At 67.3% G+C, this 19,542-nt stretch carries 15 protein-coding genes and 1 riboswitch; of the genes, 6 read left to right on the top strand and 9 right to left on the bottom strand.

The window, feature by feature from the left end; translation table 11 throughout:
- Window positions 1-52: 52 nt before the first annotated feature.
- Complete coding sequence (gene thiE, locus ABZX86_RS37320) at window positions 53-757, top strand: thiamine phosphate synthase (protein ID WP_355130715.1); 705 nt, start codon at window positions 53-55, stop codon at window positions 755-757.
- 100 nt (window positions 758-857) lie between these two features.
- Here the strand turns inward: thiE and ABZX86_RS37315 are convergent, their stop codons facing one another.
- Both ABZX86_RS37315 and ABZX86_RS37310 read right to left on the bottom strand, forming a co-directional pair.
- A complete protein-coding gene (locus tag ABZX86_RS37315; RefSeq protein ID WP_355130713.1) occupies window positions 858-3,038 on the bottom strand; it encodes a molybdopterin-dependent oxidoreductase in 2,181 nt (726 codons plus the stop codon).
- A gap of 3 nt (window positions 3,039-3,041) precedes the next feature.
- Window positions 3,042-3,716, bottom strand: coding sequence for an NUDIX domain-containing protein (locus tag ABZX86_RS37310; protein ID WP_355130711.1), 675 nt, complete (start codon window positions 3,714-3,716; stop codon window positions 3,042-3,044).
- Between the two features lie 134 nt (window positions 3,717-3,850).
- Between ABZX86_RS37310 and ABZX86_RS37305 the strand changes: the two genes are divergently transcribed.
- From ABZX86_RS37305 to ABZX86_RS37295, 3 genes are read left to right on the top strand one after another with little or no spacing between them, the layout of a single operon-like run.
- The gene (locus tag ABZX86_RS37305; protein ID WP_355130709.1) at window positions 3,851-5,182 is read left to right on the top strand and encodes a hypothetical protein; all 1,332 of its coding nucleotides are present in this window, start codon (window positions 3,851-3,853) and stop codon (window positions 5,180-5,182) included.
- A complete protein-coding gene (locus ABZX86_RS37300; RefSeq protein ID WP_355130707.1) occupies window positions 5,179-6,198 on the top strand; it encodes a glutamate ABC transporter substrate-binding protein in 1,020 nt (339 codons plus the stop codon). The genes ABZX86_RS37305 and ABZX86_RS37300 overlap by 4 nt, the downstream gene beginning before the upstream one ends.
- A gap of 1 nt (window position 6,199) precedes the next feature.
- Window positions 6,200-8,626 (top strand): tetratricopeptide repeat protein, encoded by a 2,427-nt coding sequence (locus ABZX86_RS37295; protein ID WP_355130705.1) that lies wholly within the window; start codon window positions 6,200-6,202, stop codon window positions 8,624-8,626.
- A gap of 186 nt (window positions 8,627-8,812) precedes the next feature.
- Here ABZX86_RS37295 and ABZX86_RS37290 read toward each other — a convergent pair whose 3' ends face one another.
- Both ABZX86_RS37290 and pta read right to left on the bottom strand, forming a co-directional pair.
- Window positions 8,813-10,009, bottom strand: coding sequence for an acetate kinase (locus ABZX86_RS37290; RefSeq protein ID WP_355130703.1), 1,197 nt, complete (start codon window positions 10,007-10,009; stop codon window positions 8,813-8,815).
- Window positions 10,006-12,087 carry a phosphate acetyltransferase gene (pta, locus tag ABZX86_RS37285; RefSeq protein WP_355130701.1) on the bottom strand — a complete coding sequence of 694 codons (2,082 nt, stop codon included), beginning with the start codon at window positions 12,085-12,087 and terminating at the stop codon, window positions 10,006-10,008. Before pta ends, ABZX86_RS37290 begins: the two co-directional genes overlap by 4 nt.
- 140 nt (window positions 12,088-12,227) lie before the next feature.
- On the opposite strand from pta, the gene ABZX86_RS37280 reads away from it, so the two are divergent.
- On the top strand, window positions 12,228-14,129 hold the full coding sequence (locus ABZX86_RS37280) for an ABC transporter ATP-binding protein/permease (RefSeq protein WP_355130699.1): 1,902 nt from the start codon (window positions 12,228-12,230) through the stop codon (window positions 14,127-14,129).
- A gap of 116 nt (window positions 14,130-14,245) precedes the next feature.
- Here the strand turns inward: ABZX86_RS37280 and fgd are convergent, their stop codons facing one another.
- A complete protein-coding gene (gene fgd / locus ABZX86_RS37275) occupies window positions 14,246-15,256 on the bottom strand; it encodes a glucose-6-phosphate dehydrogenase (coenzyme-F420) (protein WP_327142639.1) in 1,011 nt (336 codons plus the stop codon).
- Window positions 15,257-15,493: 237 nt separating this feature from the next.
- On the opposite strand from fgd, the gene ABZX86_RS37270 reads away from it, so the two are divergent.
- The gene (locus tag ABZX86_RS37270) at window positions 15,494-16,294 is read left to right on the top strand and encodes an HAD-IIA family hydrolase (protein WP_327142640.1); all 801 of its coding nucleotides are present in this window, start codon (window positions 15,494-15,496) and stop codon (window positions 16,292-16,294) included.
- Between the two features lie 189 nt (window positions 16,295-16,483).
- On the opposite strand, the gene ABZX86_RS37265 is transcribed toward ABZX86_RS37270, so the two are convergent.
- The 4 genes from ABZX86_RS37265 to ABZX86_RS37250 form a co-directional block, all read right to left on the bottom strand.
- Complete coding sequence (locus ABZX86_RS37265; protein WP_355130697.1) at window positions 16,484-16,927, bottom strand: MarR family transcriptional regulator; 444 nt, start codon at window positions 16,925-16,927, stop codon at window positions 16,484-16,486.
- A 49-nt stretch (window positions 16,928-16,976) separates the two neighbouring features.
- A complete protein-coding gene (locus ABZX86_RS37260; RefSeq protein WP_355130695.1) occupies window positions 16,977-17,618 on the bottom strand; it encodes a type 1 glutamine amidotransferase family protein in 642 nt (213 codons plus the stop codon).
- A gap of 106 nt (window positions 17,619-17,724) precedes the next feature.
- Window positions 17,725-18,939 (bottom strand): O-succinylhomoserine sulfhydrylase, encoded by a 1,215-nt coding sequence (locus ABZX86_RS37255; RefSeq protein ID WP_355130693.1) that lies wholly within the window; start codon window positions 18,937-18,939, stop codon window positions 17,725-17,727.
- 37 nt (window positions 18,940-18,976) lie between these two features.
- Window positions 18,977-19,399, bottom strand: coding sequence for a rhodanese-like domain-containing protein (locus tag ABZX86_RS37250; RefSeq protein WP_327142644.1), 423 nt, complete (start codon window positions 19,397-19,399; stop codon window positions 18,977-18,979).
- Between the two features lie 14 nt (window positions 19,400-19,413).
- Window positions 19,414-19,529, bottom strand: a riboswitch (SAM riboswitch).
- Window positions 19,530-19,542 lie beyond the last annotated feature (13 nt).

The raw sequence follows: 19,542 nt of genomic DNA, 5'->3' as shown, positions 1-19,542 counted from the left end.
TTGACCGCGAGGCATTCCACATGCCCACGGTAGCGCGACTACGGTCTGAAACGTGCAGCCCTCCCACCCTGGCCGCCCTGCGGCACCGCGCGAACGTCTGGCCGACGCGCGCCTGTATTTGTGCACCGACGCGCGGCGGGAAAAGGGCGATCTGGCCGCCTTCGCCGATGCGGCCCTCGCGGGCGGTGTCGACATCATCCAGCTACGCGACAAGGGTTCGCCCGGGGAGCAGCAGTTCGGCTCCCTCGAGGCCAAGGCCGAACTCGGCGTCCTCGCCGAACTGAAGGCGGCCGCCCGCCGCCACGGGGCGCTCATCGCCGTGAACGATCGCGCCGATATCGCCCTCGCCGCCGGCGCCGATGTGCTGCACCTGGGCCAGGGCGATCTACCGCCCTTCTACGCCCGCAGAATTCTCGGCCCGGATGTCGTGATCGGGCGCTCCACCCACAATCGCGCTCAAGCCGGGCTCGCGGGGGTCGACGAACATATCGACTACTTCGCCACCGGCCCGGTGTACGCGACTCCGACCAAGCCTGGACGCCAGCCCGCGGGGCTGGACCTCGTGCGCTCCACGGCCGAATCGCACACCACCCGCCCGTGGTTCGCCATCGGCGGCATCGACGACGTACGACTGCCCGAGGTGCTCGCCGCCGGTGCGACCCGCATCGTGGTGGTGCGCGCCATTACCGCCGCCGCCGACCCCGAGGCCGCCGCCCGCGCCCTGAAGCAGCGCATTCTGGACAACCTCGACCGCTGAGAACCACCCCTTCGTCCCAGCATGGCTTCGGCCGGGACCGTGGTGGATCGGCCGCTCGCTGTGGATTCCGGCCGGAAGCACGCCGGAATGACGGGCGAATTCAGCCGGCCGGCAATGGGTCCAGGCGGATCGGGACGCCGTTGAGGTTGGACATGCCCGCGAGGCGTTCGACATCGGCGATGTCGGACGACATCAGGTCGTTGACATTGGCGCCGCCCGCGGCGTTCGCGCGCTGCCAGCCGCCGCTGTGCCCCCAGCCGTGCGGGATGGCCACGGTGCCCTCCGTCATATCCTCGGTGAGGCGGGCCGTCACTTCGATCGAACCGTGCGCGGAGCTGACCCGGCACCGGACGCCCTCCGAGATACCGGCCACGGCAGCATCTTTCGGGTTGATGCGGGCCGCATGGGTGCGATCGCCGCGCATGAGCAGCTCGGAATTGTGCATCCAGGAGTTGTGGGATTTCAGCTCGCGCATGCCGATGACGCGCAGCGGATAGGCCGGGTCCACCTCCGGGGTTTCGAGGCCGTGGAGTTCCGCGAGAATCTCCCCCGGGGCCAAGTTGACCCGTTTATCCTTGTGCTGCACCACTTCTCGCAGCACGCCGGTGGTGACGGCATCGGCGAGCACCACGCCGTGCGGGTGGCGGCGCAGCATGCGGAGGCTCAGGCCACCACGGCGCAGGCCGAACAGATCGCCGTACGGACCCGTGCGAATGGCAAGGTCGGCCAGCACCTTCGGAGTGGGCCGGACATTGCGGCCGCCGGGCAGACCGCGCAGGCGGCTCAGCAGGCCACCGGCGGCCTTGGGGCCGATCATGAAGGGCTGCACGCCGATTCGGGTGGCGATATCGTCGATGATGCGCCATTCCTCGCGGGCCTCGCCGTACGGCTCCAGGACCCGCTCGGTGTACTGGGTGTACGGGGTGGGCGACAGCGCCGTGAAGGGCAGCGGAAGATCATCGCGCTCCAGGAACGTGGTGGCGGGCAGGATGTAGTCCGCCATTCGATTGGTCTCGTTCATGTAGAGGTCGATCGAGACGAACAGGTCGAGTTGCGCCAGGGCGGAGAACAATTCGCGGCCATTGGGGACCGAGGACACCGGATTGCCCGCCGAGGTGAACAGCGCGCGCAGCTGACCCGGGCCCGGAGTGGTGATCTCCTGGGCCATGATGGCGGCCGGGAAGGTGCCCAGCACATCCGGGAAATCGCCTATGCGGGAACGGTTTTTGCCGTAGCCGATGAGGCCGAGGCGGGCATTGAGCTTGGAGACGGCCACCAGTTCCTTACCGAATACCGAGCCGCCGGGAGCATCCAGATTGCCGGTCACCAGGGCCAGCGCATCGATGAGGAAGGCGACCAGGGTGGCGTGGCGGCCCAGGCAGGTGCCGGTGCGGCCGTAGACGGCGGCGCTGCCGGCGCGGGCCAGATCGCGAGCGAGTGCGCGCACCCGGTCCGGTTCCACGCCGGTCACGACGGCGGTCGCCTCCGGGGTGAATCGGCTGACGGCATCGCGTAATTCGCGCACCCCGGCGGCTTGGCGGCGCAGCGCCTGCGCATCGGCCAGGCCCTCCGCGAAAATGACCTGCAGCAGCGCGGCGAGCAGCCAGGCATCACTGTCCGGCCGCACACCGACGTGCTCGAACAGGCGCGCGGTCTCCGTCCGGCGCGGATCGACCACCACGACCCGGCCGCCGCGCTTGGTGATCGCGGTGAGCTTCTCCCGGATTCGCGGCATGCTCATCGCACTACCGTGTGAGACAACGGGATTCGCGCCGAGCATGAGCAGGAAATCGGTGCGCTCCAGATCCGGGACCGGCACCGAGGTGAGCGAGCCGTACAGCAGCTCACTGGCGACGAAGCGATTGTTGATGTCCTGCGAGCCCGCCGAATACATATGCCGCAGACCGGCGGCCAGCTGAAAACCGACCAGCCACAGCGTATGTGAATAGGAGAACGAGGACGGATTCCCGAAATACCAACCGAGACTTTCCCGTCCGTGCGCGCCGATGATCGCGCGCAGCCGGGCGCCGATATCGTCGAGCGCCTCCGCCCACGAGACGCGCTCGAAACCCTCGCCCGTTCGCCGCATCGGATACAGCACCCGATCCGGATCGTTCTGGATCTCCGTGAACGCGATGCCCTTCGGGCACGCATTGCCCAGCGATAGCGGGTGCTCCTTATCGGCGCGCAACCGCACCAGTTTCCCGTCCTCGACGGTGGCGATCAGCCCGCAGAGCGGTTCGCAGATCCGGCAGTACGTGGGAATCTCACGCTGGGTCACGTCTCAAGACAACACCTGGGCGAGCGTGAGGAACAACACATTTCCGGCCATATCGGCCGCATCGGGGCGCGGCTCGGCCGCACCGATCCGCGCGGTGCGGGCATCGCCGTCGCCGCCCGAGCACAGCCACAGGAACTCCGCATCGGACAGTTCCAGGGTGCGTGGCAATGCGGCCGCCACCGCCGCCGGATCGTCCAGTCCGTCCAGGCTCACCCGGGTCGGGGTGGCGCGCAGCAGCGGCCAGGCGGCCGCGAAACCGGGATGCAGCGGCCGCGCGTCCACCTCGTCCTCCGGCACCCACGCCAATTCGGTGGATTCGAGATTGGCCTGGGTGCGCAATTGGGTGAGCGCGTCGGCGATGACCGTGGTGTACGTCCAGCCGCTGTCCGCGACGGCGGTGACCCGGGAGGCCCGCACCCGGATGGATCCGGCGGTGATGCCCGCCTCCTCCTCGGCCTCGCGGACCGCGGCGTGCACGGTGGTCTCGTGGCTGTCGCGCGCGCCGCCGGGCAGCGCCCAGGTGCCGCCCTGATGACTCCAGGCGGCCCGATGCTGCAGCAGCACCGCCGATCCCCCGTCCACGAGCGGTGCGCGCAGCAACAGTCCGGCAGCTCCGAAGCGTCCCCACTGACGGGTGCCATCGGGGCTCTCGGCCCAGCCGTCGCCGTCACCACGCATACTTCGCAATCCCATCCTCGGACCGCGCCGCGATGACTGCCGGGTGTTCCCGCGTCACGGCACAGGTACGTCCACAATAAGCTCATTCGACAGCATCAAGTCGATCGTCCGGTTTCGGTCAGTGGGAGGTGAACATGGTTCGCAACGAGGAGTTGCGGCTCGACGAGCTGTCGCCGCGGGCCGCGGCCGCCGCCGTCCGGGAGCGGTTCTCGAAGACCGATATGCGGACGTTCGCGCACTCCTCACCGGCGAAATTGATCGCGGTGGGGCTGGTGCTGCTGGGCATGTGCGTGGCCGCCGGGGTGGTCACCGCCACCGCGGTCAACCATCGTCAGCACGCGCTCGACGTGCTTTTGGATCAGTCCGAGCCGGATGCCTATTCGGCACAGCGGCTCTACACCTCGCTGTCGGTGGCCGACGCCTCGGCCGGCACCGCGTTCATCTCCGGCGGGCTGGAACCGAAACCGGTGCGGGACAGGTACAACCAGGCCATCGGCGAGGCGGCGGCGGAGCTGGTGACGCAGTCCGATCGCAGCGGTGGGGACACCGACACCGATCTGCGCTCCGGGATAGCCACCAGATTGCCCGTATACAGCGGACTGGTGGAGACGGCCCGCACCGACAATCGCAACAGCCTGCCCGTCGGCGCGGCCTATCTGAGCGAGGCGTCCAACCTCATGCAGTCGACCATGCTGCCCATGGCGCAGGAACTGCAGGAGCATCGCTCGGCCGCCATCGCCGCGACCCAGCACCATCATGTGCAGCCGCCTTGGTCGGCGATCATCCTGCCGCTGCTGGCGGTCGCGGCCCTGGTCACGGCACAGCTGTTCCTGTTCCGGCGCTGGAATCGGGTGCTCAATCCGGGACTGCTGCTGGCCACCGCCATCATGGTGGCGCTGCTGGGCTGGACGGTGCTGGCGGGCGTCATCTCCGCGGTCTCCACCACCCATTCCCGCGACGACGGCAGCGTCCCCACCGCGGCGCTCACCGAGAGCCGCATTCTCGCGCAGCAGGCCCGCGCCGCCGAAACCCTGAAGCTGGTGCGCCGCGATACCAGCGCCGAATACGACAACACCTTCGACCAGGCCACCACTAAACTGAGCGGCATTCTGGCCGGTTATTCGAAGGACGCACCTGGCGCGAGCGAGGTGAAGACCGCGAGCGACGCCCTGAGTCATTGGCGCGCCGCGCATCAGCGCATGAACGACGCACTCTCGCGCGGCGACTTCATCGGCGCGGGCGCGGTCGCCACCGGACCCGGCGCGAACGAGGCCACCGCCCAGGTGGACACCCTCGACCACGCACTCGGCGACGGCATCACCGATACCCGGAACACGCTGCGCACCAATGCCTCCCATGCCGCCCGCACCCTCGATCTGCTGGCGCCCGGCGCACTGGTGCTGAGCACCGCGGCGGCCGTGCTGGTGGCGGCCGGGCTGTGGCCGCGCCTGCGGGAGTACCGATGAGCCGGCGGCGCACTCCCTTCGACGGCGGCCGTATCGCCCGGGCGACCTGGCGACCGGCGGTGGCCGCGCTGACCCTCTGCACGGTCGCACTGACTTCGGCCTGTGCCGACAATTCCACTCCCGCACCGCAATTGCCGCGGGTGCCCAGCTATGCCGAACCGCCGCTGCCCTCGGGGGCCACGGTCGCACCGGCCAATGCGGCCGCGCCACCGGTGCCGGTGAACTGCGGTGACCCGACCGCCAGCCTGCGGCCGACCGGCGCTCGGACCGGGCCCGATCTCGATGCCATCCGCAATCGGGGGCGACTGCTGGTCGGGCTCGATCCGGGCAGCAATCTGTTCAGCTTCCGCGATCCGACCACCGGGGCGCTGGCCGGATTCGATGTGGATATCGCCAGGGAGGTGGCGCGGGATCTGCTCGGCAATCCCGATCTCGTCGAATTCCGCATTCTCGGTTCCGCCGAGCGGGAACGCGCACTGCAGGAGCACACCGTCGATGTCGTGGTGAAGACCATGACCATCAATTGCGACCGGCGGCAACGGGTTACGTTCTCCACCTCCTATCTGCAGGCGCATCAGCGGGTGCTGACCGTGCGCGATTCCGGCATCACCGGGCTCGCGGATCTGGCGGGCAAACGGGTGTGCGTGGTGCCCGGCACCACCTCCATCGATCTGGTCCGCAGTCAGCAGCCCGCCGCCTCCATCGTCACCGTGCCCAGCTGGGCCGACTGCCTGGTGGTGCTGCAGCAGCGCCAGGCCGATGCCATCAGCACCGATGACACGCTGCTCGCCGGACTGTCCGAACAGGATCCGCAGACCGAGGTGGTCGGGCCCGATCTCAGCACCGAGCAGTACGGCATCGGCATCTCCAAGGGCTCCGACGATCTGGTCCGCGCCGTCAATGCGACGCTGGAGCGCATTCGCGGTGACGGCACCTGGAACCGCAGCTATCAGCGCTGGCTCGCAAGCGAACTCGGCGATGCCGCGATCCCGCCGCCGCCCAGGTATCAGGATTGATATGAGCGACCCGAACGATATCGGTGAGCCGACCCACTTCGCGCAGCACGCGGGTGCGGAGGCACCGCCGACCCAGGCCACCGAGCGCATCGAGGAGGCGCACCCGATCACCCAGGCCACCGAGAATATGAACGGGGCGCCGACCCGTTCCACCGAGCGGTTCGGCGAGGACGGTACCGGCGTGCCGTCGGAGCCGGAAGCAGTTGCGGTGGAAGGTGTTTCCCCGGGTTCCGGTCTCGACGGACACGAAGGAGAGGGCCGGACCCCGACTCGGCCGTCACAGCGCACGGCGCGGATGTCGCGGCAGCGGCCGGTGGTGCCGCGGCTCGGGGCCGGACTGGTCCCCATTCCGGCGGTCGCGCCGGTGGATCCGGAACAGGCGGTGCTCGCCGATCCGGAGGTGTCCGAGGGTCGCCGATTCTGCTGGCGCTGCGGCAAACCCGTGGGACGGGCGACCGCGACACATCCGGCGCACGCCGCGGGCACCTGTGAAACATGCGGTGCGCCTTATGATTTCCGGCCGTCACTGCATCAGGGTGATGTGGTGGCGGGCCAGTACGAGATCCAGGGCTGTATCGCACACGGCGGCCTGGGCTGGATCTATCTCGCCATCGACCGCAATGTCAGCGACCGGTGGGTGGTGCTCAAGGGCCTGCTGCACTCCGGTGATGCCGAGGCACAGGCGGTGGCGGTCGCCGAACGGCAGTTCCTGGCCGAGGTGGCGCATCCGAGCATTGTGAAGATCCACAATTTCGTGGAGCATCCGGGGCCGGACGGCTCCCCCATCGGCTACATCGTCATGGAGTACGTGGGCGGGCACTCGCTGCGCGATATGCTCGATCAGCATGTGCGGCCCGAGCGCATGCCGGTGGCCGAGGCCATTGCCTATGTGCTGGAAGTCCTTCCGGCACTGGAGTATCTGCACTCCGGCGGGCTGGCCTACAACGATCTCAAACCCGACAATGTGATGGTCACCTCCGAGCGGGTGGAACTCATCGACCTGGGTGCGGTGGCGCAGTTCGAGGCGTACGGAAACCTGTACGGCACCAGGGGTTATCAGGCCCCGGAGGTCGCGCAGACCGGGCCGACCGCAGCCTCCGACATCTATACGGTGGGCCGCACGCTGGCCGTGCTCACGCTGAATCTGCCGATGGAGAAGGGCGCCTACGTCGACGGCATCCCGAACCCGCAGGATCAGCCGGTGCTGGCCCGGCACGAGTTCTTCCACCGGCTGCTGCTGCGCGCCACCGATCCGGATCCGGATCGCCGATTCGGGTCGGCCCGGCTGCTCGGCAGTCAGCTCATGGGCGTGCTGCGGGAAATCCTCGCCGTCGAACTCGGCAATGAGCATCCGCAGCTGTCCACGCTGTTCAGCCCGCCCCGCACCAGTTTCGGGACCGGGGAGTTCGTCGCGCAGACCGACGGCATCATCGACGGCATCGCCCGCAGCACGCTGCTGCGCCCGCGCGATGTGGTGGCCGCGCTGCCGGTGCCGATCATCGATCCCGCCGACCCGTCCGCACCGCTGCTGGCGGGCGCGGCGCATCCGGAACCCCGGCACGCGCTGGACGAACTGCGGCATTCCCGCCAGCGCGCGGCGGCCGAACCCGCCGGTGCGCCGGATACTTTCGAGATGGAGGTGACGCTGGCCGAGGCCCGCGCGCATCTCGATCTGTTCGAGCCCGCCGCCGCCCGCCTGGTGCTGGAACGCCTCACCGGCACCCCGGACGCCGCGGACTGGCGCACCGACTGGTATCTCGGCATGACCGAACTGCTGGAACAGGATTTCGAGCGCGCCTTCGCGCACTTCGACTCGGTGCTGCAGGCCGTTCCGGGCGAGATCGCACCCAAGCTGGCCCTGGCCGCTACCGCCGAACTCACACTCCAGCACTGGGATTCACCCGATCCGGAGGAGTGGCGCGCCTACGCCGAGAACTACTACGCCACCGTCTGGCGCACCGACCGGGGTGTGGTGAGCGCCGCCTTCGGCCTGGCCCGGCAGCTCGCGGCCGCCGGGGATATCAATGCCGCCGTGCACGCCCTGGACGAGGTTCCGCCCGCGTCCCGGCACTATGCCGAAGCGCGGATGACCGCCGTGCTCATGCTGTTGACCTCGGCTCCGGTCGGGGAAATCGATGAGGCAACGCTGTATGTGGCCGCCGCCCGGGTGCAGGCGCTGCCGGCCGGTGAAGGCCGCTCGGCGCAATTGCGCGTCCTCGTGCTGGGGACCGCGCTGGGCTGGCTGCAGGCCGGTCGCATTCCGAACACATCGGACGCCGAGATCTTCGGCGCACCGTTCACCGAACGAGAACTGCGGCGCGGCATAGAGACCGGCCTGCGCGGCATCGCCCGCTCCGCACCCGGGCGCACCCACCGCTACGCGCTGGTGGATCTCGCCAATGCGGTGCGCGCCAAATCCTGGTTCTGACCGGGGACCGGAAGGTCCCCGTGCCGCGCTGCGGTGACCCTCGGGGCAGCCGAGGCGTCGGCGGTTCTGGCGAGGGAAGGTCAGTTCCTACCGCAGCTGTGCGTGTGCGACACGGGTTCCGGTGGCGCCGGAGGAACCGGAACCGAGTGCCACTCTGTCAGCGCGATCGTGAGGATTGTATGAAGCTCAGCCGACCAGGCGGGCGGCCGCGCGGGCGATGGCCAGCTCCTCGTTGGTGGGCACCACCAGTACCGCCACCTCGGCGCCCTCGGGTGAGATGTACCGGGCGGAGCGATCTTTCGCGGTATTGCGCTCCGGATCGACCGTGATGCCGAAGCGCCCGAGATCGGCCAGGGCCGCCGCGCGCACCTTCGCATCGTTCTCGCCGACGCCCGCGGTGAAGGTGATGGCGTCCACGCGGCCGAGTTCCACCAGGTACGCACCGATATAGCGGCGCAGCCGGTGGATGTAGACATCGAAGGCGAGTCGTGCTGCGGCATCACCGGTTTCGATGAGGCGGCCGAGTTCCCGGAAGTCGTTCACACCCGAGAGGCCCTTGATACCGGATTGCCGGTTGAGCAGGGCGTCCACATCGTCGACGTCCATATCGGCGGTGCGGATCAGGTGGAAGATGATGCCGGGATCGAGATCACCCGAGCGGGTGCCCATGACCAGGCCCTCGAGCGGGGTCAGGCCCATGGTGGTGTCTACGGCCTTACCTCCGCGAATAGCGGAGGCGGATGCGCCGTTACCCAGGTGCAGCACAATCTGATTGAGCTCGCCGCGGTCGCGGCCGAGGAATTCCGCGACCTGACCCGAGACGTACTCGTGCGAGGTGCCGTGGAAGCCGTAGCGCCGCACACCATGCGCGGCAGCGACTTTCGCATCGATGGCATAGGTCTTGGCCGCGGCGGGCAGACCGTGGAAGAAGGCGGTGTCGAACACCGCCACCTGCGGCACGTCCGGCAGCAGCTTGCGGGCGCTCTCGATGCCGACCACATTGGCCGGATTGTGCAGCGGGGCAAGGGAGGACAGGTTGGAGATCGCCTCCACCACCTCATCGGTGATGAGTGTCGGCTCGTAGAACACCTCACCGCCGTGCACCACGCGGTGGCCGACCGCACGCAGGCCCTCATCGGCCAGATCGTGCCCGCTCTCGGCGAAGATATCGAAGACCAGCCGGAGTCCGGCGGCGTGATCGGCCACCTCCCCGTCGTGCTCGAAAGTCTTTCCGTCACTCTGGTGTTCGATGGTGGGCGAGCCCGCCACGACCGGTTCGCCGATGCGCTGCACCACACCCGAGGCGACCACGCCCGCCGATTCCGGGTCCAGCAGCTGGTATTTGATGGACGACGATCCCGAATTGATTACCAGGACCTTCACTGCGCCTCCTGCTGGGCCTGAATCGCGGTGATGGCAACGGTATTGACGATGTCGGCGACCAGCGCGCCGCGCGAGAGATCGTTGACCGGCTTGCGCAGACCCTGCAGCACCGGGCCGATGGCCACCGCGCCCGCGCTGCGCTGCACCGCCTTGTAGGTGTTGTTGCCGGTATTCAGGTCCGGGAAGATGAAGACCGTCGCCTGCCCGGCCACCGCCGAATCCGGCAGTTTGGTGCGCGCCACGGTCGGTTCGATGGCGGCGTCGTACTGAATCGGGCCCTCCACCAGCAATTCCGGCGCACGCTCGTGCACCAGCTTGGTCGCGGTGCGCACCTTCTCCACATCGGCGCCCGAGCCGGATTCACCGGTCGAGTACGACAGCATGGCCACCCGCGGCTCGATGCCGAACTGGGCGGCGGTCTTCGCCGAGGAAATGGCGATATCGGCCAGCTGATCCGAGGTCGGATCCGGTACCACCGCGCAGTCGCCGTAGGCCAGCACCCGGTCCGCCAGGCACATGAGGAACACGCTCGACACCGTGGAGACGCCGGGTGTGGTCTTGATGATCTCGAATGCCGGGCGAATGGTGTGCGCGGTGGTGTGCGCGGCGCCGGACACCATGCCGTCCGCGACGCCTATATGCACCATCATGGTGCCGAAATACGAGATATCGGCCAGGTATTCGCGGGCGCGGTCCACCGTCATACCCTTGTGCGCGCGCAGCCGGGTGTACTCCTCGGCGAATTCGTCACGCAGCGGACAGGTCAGCGGATCGAGCACCTCGGCGGCCTCGATATCCACCCCGAGTTCGGCGGCGCGATTACGCACGGCGGTCTCGTCACCGAGGATGGTGAGGTCGGCGATCTTGCGCTGCAGCACCCGGCCGGCGGCGCGCAGAATGCGGTCGTCGTCGCCCTCCGGCAGCACGATGCGCTTGCGGTCACCGCGGGCGCGCTCGATCAGCTGGTACTCGAACATCTGCGGGGTGGTGACGTCCGGGATGGGAATCTCGATCTGCTCCAACAACTCCCGGGCATTCACCCGCTCCTCCATGAGGGCGAGCGCGGTGTCGACCTTGCGAATGCTGGACAGCGACACCCGGCCGCGGGTGCGGGCGGCGGCCTTGGCGGTCGCGAAGGTGCCCAGGGCGGTCGAGAGGATCGGCAGCCTCGGCTTCAAACCCGCCATGAGTCGCGCGATGGACGGCGCGGGCTCCATATCGCCGTTCATGATGATGCCGGCCAGCGACGGAAAACCCTCCGCCTCATGGGCATTCACCAGTGCCAGCAGCACCTCCGAGCGATCGCCGGGTGTGATGACGACGACGCCGTCGGTGAGCCGCTCCAGAATGTGCTCGATCGTCATGCCGCCGATGATCACGTCCAGTGCTTCGCGCTGCAGCAATTCCGGGTCGCCGCTGTACATTTCGCCGTCGATGGCATGGCACAGCTCGTCCATGGTGGGGGCCTGCAGCAGCGGCACCTCCGGCAGCGTCCAGGACGGCACCGCGGCCGCCTGGCGCAGCGCCTCGGTATCGGCCTCCAGCTGATCGGGTTCGCAGCGATTGGCGATCACCGCGACCAGCTTGGCGTGCTCGGCCACCAGCTCGGTGCGGCACAGCTCCACCAGCTGCATCAGCTCCGCGGTCGTGCGTTCGGCGCCGCGCACCACGAGCAGTACCGGCGCACCGAGATTCACCGCGATGCGGGCATTGAAGCGCAGCTCGCTGGGGCTGGCGACATCGGTGTAATCGCTGCCGAGGATGAGCACGGCATCACACTGCTTGGCCATGGCGTGATAGCGCATGACGATCTCGCTGATCGCCCCGTCCGGATCCTCGTGCACCTGTTCATAGGTCACGCCGATGGACTGGTCGTAGTCGTCGTCCGCGGTGGAATGCTCGAGCAGCAACTCGAGGATGTAATCCCGCTCGGTCGCCGACCGCGTGATGGGGCGGAACACGCCCACACGCGGGGTGGTGGCGGCCAGTGCCTGCAGCACCCCCAGCGCCACGGTCGATTTGCCCGTGTCGCCCTCGGGCGACGCGATGTACACACTCGAGACCGGTGCCGCAGTCATGAGCGAGAGCCTACCGACCGTTATGTGTGGATCCGCGCGTGCACGGGAGAACAAGTGCCGCGTGCCACACCGGAGACCGCGTTGCACGCCGTTAACCGGTTGACACGAGATTCCCAGCAACTGCCATTACGCTGCCGCGCATGGTAGGCGCTTCCGGTCTCGATTGGGGACACGAGCTTTTCAACAGCCTGTGGTGGATCGCGAAGGGATTCGTCATCACGTCGGCGATCTTCCTCGTGGTCGCGACAGTGATCATCAAATTCACGGGCTGGGGCCGCATGTTCTGGCGGATCAGCGGCGGATATTTCAGGGGCCGCCAAAGCTGGCCCGCCTGGGGACTATTGGCGATCGTCGTATTACTCGCTGTGTACAGCGTGCGTATCAGCGGCCTGTTCACCTACTACTACAACGACATGTACTCCTCGCTCCAGCTCGGGGTGCAAGCCCTGGCGGAGCACAATGCGGCGGACGCCGATCATGCCAAAACCCTGTTCTGGCAGAGCATGGGTGTATTCGGCGTGCTCGCCACCATCTACGTCGCGATGGGCATGGTCACGTACTGGCTGAACAATGCCTTTCAGATCCACTGGTGGAAGTGGCTGAACACGCGCTACCTCGATGACTGGATGACCGGTAAGGCCTACTACCGCAACAGGTTCGTCGACGACACCATAGACAATGCCGACCAGCGCATCCAGCAGGATGTGCAAGATTTCGTGAACGGCATGTTCGCGCTGAGCTTCGGCGGCAATGTCGGTCCGTACGGCGTCAGTGGCGGCGGCGTGATCGGCAGCGGACTCACGGTGGTGTCGTTCACGCCGATCCTGTGGAAACTGTCCCTTCCGATGGACCTCTTCGGCCAGCACATACCGCGAGGACTGGTGTTCGCGGTGTTCATCTTCACCCTGCTCGCCACCGTAGTCGCGTTCTGGATAGGGCACCCGCTGATCAAGCTGAACTTCTGGTTCCAGCGCCTTACGGCCAACTATCGCTTCGGGCTGGTGCGACTGCGTGAGAACGCCGAGAACGTTGCCTTCTACCACGGTGAGAACGAAGAGCGGGCAGGCTTGAACTACCGGTTCGATGCCGTTATCGAGAACACCTGGGAGCGCATCTTCCGGCTGGTGAAGTTCTACGGCTGGAACCTATTGACCAACCAGACTTCTGCCGTCTTCGTCGGCCTGGTCATGGGGCCGCAGGTACTCGCAGGCACCACCACACTCGGCAATATGCAACAGGCGGGCAGCGCGTTCACCAGTCTGCAGGGGGCCGTCTCGATGCCGCAGAACTCCTACGACGCGTTCACCTACGTTCGCGCCACCCTGGTCCGTCTCGACGGACTACAGGACGCCGATGACAAAGCCCGGGATCTACCGACCATCGACACCGCCGAACTGCTCGAAGGCCTCGAACTGACGGGGGTAGACGTCAACAAGCCGGACGGCACGCCGCTGATCACCGACCTGTCCCTGCGGCTCGTCCCCGGAGACGCGCTTGTCATCAAGGGTGACTCCGGTGTCGGCAAGACGACGCTGCTCCGGAGCATCGGCGAATTGTGGCCCTATACAACGGGATCCGTGCAGCGACCGCTGGGCGACGACTCCCTGTTCCTGTCGCAGCGGCCGTACCTGCCGCTCGGCAATCTGCGCGGCGCCATCACCTACCCGGTCACTCCGGACGCGCTCGACGATGTGGCCCTGCGGGAGATCCTGATCAAGGTCAGCCTCGGGCACCTGGCGGACCGGCTCGACGAGGACGACAACTGGGGTTCGACGCTCTCCCCCGGCGAGCAGCAGCGCATCGCCTTCGCGCGAATCCTGTTGCTGCAGCCCAAACTCGCGTTCCTCGACGAGGCCACCTCGGCTGTCGACGAGGGGCTCGAGTACACGCTCTACAACCTGGTGCGGACCGAAGCACCGAATACCGTGCTGGTCAGCGTCGCCCACCGCAGCACGGTGGATCGGCATCACAATCAGCGGCTCGATATCACCGGCGGCGGCGGGTGGGAGCTCACGCCATTGGACGCACCGGTATCGGTCTGATCGTGTAGAACACACCCCGTCATCCCGGCACACTTTTGGCCGGGATCCACAGCGGCAGTGGTGGATCCCGGCCAAGGCACGCCGGGATGACGGAGGGTCAGGCGGTGACGAACGCGTCAGGCCAGGGCGCGCAGGCGGGGGCCCAGGTCGCGCTTGAACAGGTCCAGGAAGCGGAGCTGGTCGTGACCGGGGGCGTGGAAGACCAGGTGGTTGAGGCCCGCGTCCAGGTAGGGCTTGATGAGTTCGACGGCCTGGTCCGGATCGCTGGCCACGATCCAGCGCTTGGCGATCTGCTCGATCGGCAGTGCGTCGGCGGCGGCCTCCATCTCGATCGGATCGGTAATGGAGTGCTTCTGCTCGGGCGTCAGGGACAGCGGCGCCCAGAAGCGCGTATTCTCCAGCGCCAGTGCGGGATCGGTGTCGTAGGAGATCTTGATCTCGATCATGCGGTCGATATCCTCGACCGTGCGGCCGACCTTCGCGGCGCCCTCGGCGACGGCGGGCATGAGCTTCTCGGTGTACAGGTCCATGCCCTTGCCCGAGGTGCAGATGAAGCCGTCACCGGCGCGGCCGGCGTACCGGGCCACCAGTGGGCCGCCCGCGGCGATGTAGACCGGGATGCCGCCCTTGGGCACGTCGTAGATCGAGGCGCCGACGGTGCTGTAGTACTCGCCCTCGAAGTCGACGCGGTCACCCGTCCACAGAGCGCGCATGAGATCCACCGACTCGCGCAGGCGCGCGAAACGCTCCTTGAACTCCGGCCATTCACCCTTGTAGCCGGTGGCGATCTCATTGAGCGCCTCACCGGAACCCACACCCAGCATGATGCGATCCGGGTACAGGCAGCCCATGGTCGCGAACGCCTGTGCGATCACCGCCGGGTTGTAGCGGAAGGTCGGGGTCAGCACCGAGGTGCCGAGTTGAATGCGCTCGGTGCGCTCACCGGTCGCGGCCATCCAGGCCAGCGAGAACGGGGCGTGCCCGCCATTGTGCCGCCAGGGCTGGAAATGATCGCTCACCGTGGCGCTGTCGAGGCCGTGCTCCTCGGCCGCCACCGCGATCTCCACCAGTTCCCGGGGGCCGAACTGCTCCGCCGACGCCTTGTATCCGAGCTTGAGATCCTTCACCGCGCCACTCCTGTCGCCTTGCTGCGCTTGGTTTGTGCGGGCCAACCTCCCGCACTGCCGCCGAACATGCGCCCGGCGAACGGTCTCTTCGCACCATAGTCAGAGGTGTGTCGGGGGTCGCACCCACGTGGTCGAACCGGCGTGTGAGCACGGGTATTCCGCTAGAGAAACCAACCGGACGGTAAAGAAACCGCCCTCCTGCCGCCACACTCGATCGTGATAGCGGACAATTGACCCGTGACCTCAAACGACGAACCGATCCTGTCCTATCTGACCGACATGGACGGCGTTCTCGTGCACGAGAACCACATGGTGCCCGGCGCCGACCAGTTCCTCGCCGAACTGCGTGACAATGAGATCCCGTTCCTGGTGTTGACCAACAACTCCATCTACACCGCGCGCGATCTGCAGGCCCGGCTGCAGCACACCGGTCTCGACATTCCGATCGAATCCATCTGGACCTCGGCGCTCGCCACCGCGACCTTCCTGCGCGATCAGCGGCCGAACGGAACCGCCTATGTCGTAGGCGAATCCGGGCTCACCACCGCACTGCACGAAATCGGCTACGTACTCACCGACAGCGAACCGGACTACGTGGTGCTCGGCGAGACCCGCACCTACTCGTTCGAGGCCATCACCACCGCCATCCGGCTGATCTCGGCGGGCGCGCGCTTCATCGCCACCAATCCGGACGCCACCGGCCCGTCCCGCGAGGGCATTCTGCCCGCCACCGGTTCGGTCGCCGCCCTCATCACCAGGGCCACCGGCAAAGAGCCCTACTACGTGGGCAAACCCAACCCGCTCATGATGCGCTCGGCGCTGCGCCGCATCGACGCGCACTCGCAGTCCACCGTCATGATCGGCGACCGCATGGACACCGATGTGATCTCCGGACTGGAAGCCGGGCTGCGCACCATCCTGGTCACCACCGGCATCTCCACCCACTCCACCGTCGAGCAGTACCCCTACCGCCCGACCGCCATCCTGCACTCCGTTGCAGACCTGGTCGGCAAAACCAAGGACCCCTTCGCCCCCTGACAGCCCCCGTCACCCCGGCGCACACCCCCGTCACCCCGGCGCACACCCCCGTCACCCCCAGCGCACACCCTCGCCATCCCGGCGCGCTTTTGGCCGGGATCCACAGCGGCCGTATAGATCCCGGCTAAAAGCATGCCGGGATGACGGGGGTCCGTCCCCGCAGCCCTACCGGGTCGGTCGGGCCGGCGCTCAGTCGGTTTCGAAGGAGTCGAGCGCGGCTGACAAGGTCGTGAGCGATTCGACGATCCGGGTGAACTGTTCGACGCCCAGCTGGGCGGTGAGGCGGGCGGCCAATTTGGCGTGCCGCGGGCCGATGCGACGTACCGCCTCGTGACCGGCCTCCGTAATGGCGACCAGTTTGGCGCGGCGGTGCGCCGGGTTGGTGCGGTATTCGGCAAAACCCTTGTCCACCAGTAGATCCGCTATGCGCTGCACGCTCTGGCGGGTGATACCCATCTCGCGGGCGATGCCCGCCACCGGCAGCGGCTCGTGCAGTACCGCGCCCAGGACCTGCCACCAGGCGGCGGTGATATCGGCCGGACGCGCCAATTCCTCTGCAATGGTGAGGAATTGGCCGTTGAGCTTGAACGAGGTGATGGCGGCGGTACTGAACAGCTCCTGCTCGGGATTCATCTCGCCTCCTGTCCGCCCGGGGCGGGCGCTGCCGGGGAATTCTCCCTCATCATGCCGCCGGATCGGTTGCCCGGCTCTGCTCGTACTCGGCGAGGGCGAAGAAAGCCGCCGGCTCATTGTGCGCGTAGAGGCGGTACCAGGCGTCGAGGACGTGGGGTTCGAAGATGTCCAGGCGTTCGAAGATCGCCCGGGCGAAGTCCACCGGTGTAGTACCGCTGGCGGTGACCAGATCACCCGCGATCACCGCGGGCTCGGGAACGAAGTTGTCGCCGCCCGAATATCCGCTCATGGCAAGGTATTCGGCCGCATTGCTGGTGTGCGGGCGGTCATCCAGCAGCCCGGCGGTCGCCAGGCCGAAGGTCGCGCCGCAGATGGCGGCGACCGGAACACCGGCCGCGAGGAAATCGCCCGCCTTATCGGCGAAGGCCTTCAGCTCGCCGGCCTCCCAGGTCGACGACCCGGGCAGGATCAGCATGGCACTGTCGGCCGGGTCGAGTTCGTCGAGAGCGATATCGGGGGTCACCCGCAGACCGCCCATCGAGACGACGGCATCCGTGGTGAAGCCGACGGTCCGGATCTGCCAGGCGCCCGGCTCGCGATGCCACAGCGGGCGATGGATATGCGCGGTGGTGTGCCCGGCTTCCCAGTCGGAGAAGGTGTCGTAGACGGCGAGGTGCACTGTTTTCGTCATGACAGCATACTGTCATGTTTGACAGCATCCTGTCAAAGATTCGATGCGCGCAAACAACAAGGGCCGGAACCGTCATCGACAGTTCCGGCCCTGAAGCTGATTCCGATCAGCTCAGCGCGTTGCCCAGATCGTTCAGCAGATCCTCGACATCCTCGAGACCGATGGAGATGCGGACGACGCCATCGGTAATGCCGATGGCCGCACGGCCTTCCGGCCCCATCGCCCGATGGGTGGTGGTGGCGGGGTGCGTGATCAGCGTCTTCGAATCGCCGAGGTTATTGGAGATGTCGATGATGCGCAGGCCGTTGAGCACCTCGAACGCCCGCTTCTTGGCCTCCTCCGGCAGCGCCTTCAGCTCGAAGGTCACCACCGTGCCGCCGCCGGACATCTGCTTCCTGGCCAGCTCGTACTGCGGATGTGACGGCAGGAACGGGTATTTCACCCAGGACACCGCCGGATGCTGCTCCAGGAATTCGGCGATCCGCAGCGCGGACTCGGTGGACTGGCGCACCCGCAGCGGCATGGTCTCCAGACCCTTGAGCAGCGTCCAGGCATTGAACGGGCTCAGCGCCGGACCGGTATGGCGCATAAGGTTTTTCACCGGACCGTCGATGTACTCGTGCGAACCCAGAATCGCGCCGCCGAGCACCCGGCCCTGGCCGTCGATGTGCTTGGTGCCGGAGTACACCAGCACATCCGCGCCGAGATCGAAGCCCTTCTGCAGCAGCGGAGTGGCAAAGACGTTGTCCAGCACCACCTGTGCGCCCGCGGCATGCGCGAGATCGCAGACCGCGCGCACATCCACCAGCGTCTGCATGGGGTTGGACGGGGTCTCGAAGAAGACGGCCTGGGTCGGCACCGAGAGCGCCTCTTCCCACTGCGCCAGATCCTCGCCGTCGACGAAGACGGTCTCCACACCCCAGCGCGGCAGGATCTCATTGGCCACCACGAAGCAGGAACCGAAGAGACTGCGGGCGGCGACCAGGCGGTCACCCGCGCCGAGCAGCGCACCCAGTGCGGTGAAGACCGCGGACATGCCACTGGCGGTGGCGAAACACGCTTCGGCGCCGTCGAGCAGGCGCAGGCGCTCCTCGAACATGGCGACCGTCGGATTGCCGTAGCGCGAGTAGACGAAATGCTTGATATCGCCGGTGAACGCGGCCTCGGCGGCCTCGGCACTCTCGTAGACGAAGCCCGAATTCAGGAACAGCGCCTCGGAGGTCTCATCGAAACCGGAGCGGCGCAAGCCACCTCGCACGCCGAGCGTGGACGGGCCGACGCCCTCGGGAAGCGGTCGCTCGAACGAACCACCGGTGATCATGACTGCCTCCAATCGATAGAGCCCCATCGGCGCGCCCTCATGACTGCCTCCACGGCAGCCCATCGGCGCGCCAGCCCTCGCTGCCGCGGTGTCCCTGCGCGTCGAGCGCGCCTTCGAAACCCTCGAGGACATTGAAGGCCGGTGCGAGCCCGATGCCCGTCGCCGCCGTCGCCGCACCGATGGAGCGCTGGCCGGAGCGACAGATGAAGATCACCGGCGCCTCCGAATCCGGCTCACGATCGGCGAGCGCCTGCTTCAACTGGTCCACGAACCGGGCATTGCGCGTGCCGGTGGCGTCGACCCATTCGATCAGTGCGGTCGGCCGCCCGATGCCACTGGTATCGGGGACGCCGACAAAGCGCCACTCGGCTTCGGTGCGCACATCCACCAGCACCGCATTCGGATTGTCCCGCAACAGTTCCCACGCCTGCTTCGGCGTCAGGTCACCCGCGTAACTCATATCGACCTCCTGTGAATCCGCACTTGCCGCACCGTTGCCCGATGCGCGGCCAGGTCGTCACCCGGAGCACCCCGCCGCGGAGGAGGGTTGCCGATCAGCCAGCCGGGGCTTCGCGCTGATACTCATGACCTGGGTTGAGATTG

It is taken from the genome of Nocardia sp. NPDC006630, assembly GCF_040611495.1.
Taxonomy (GTDB): Bacteria; Actinomycetota; Actinomycetes; order Mycobacteriales; family Mycobacteriaceae; genus Nocardia.
This window is presented reverse-complemented; position numbering and strand designations above follow the sequence as displayed.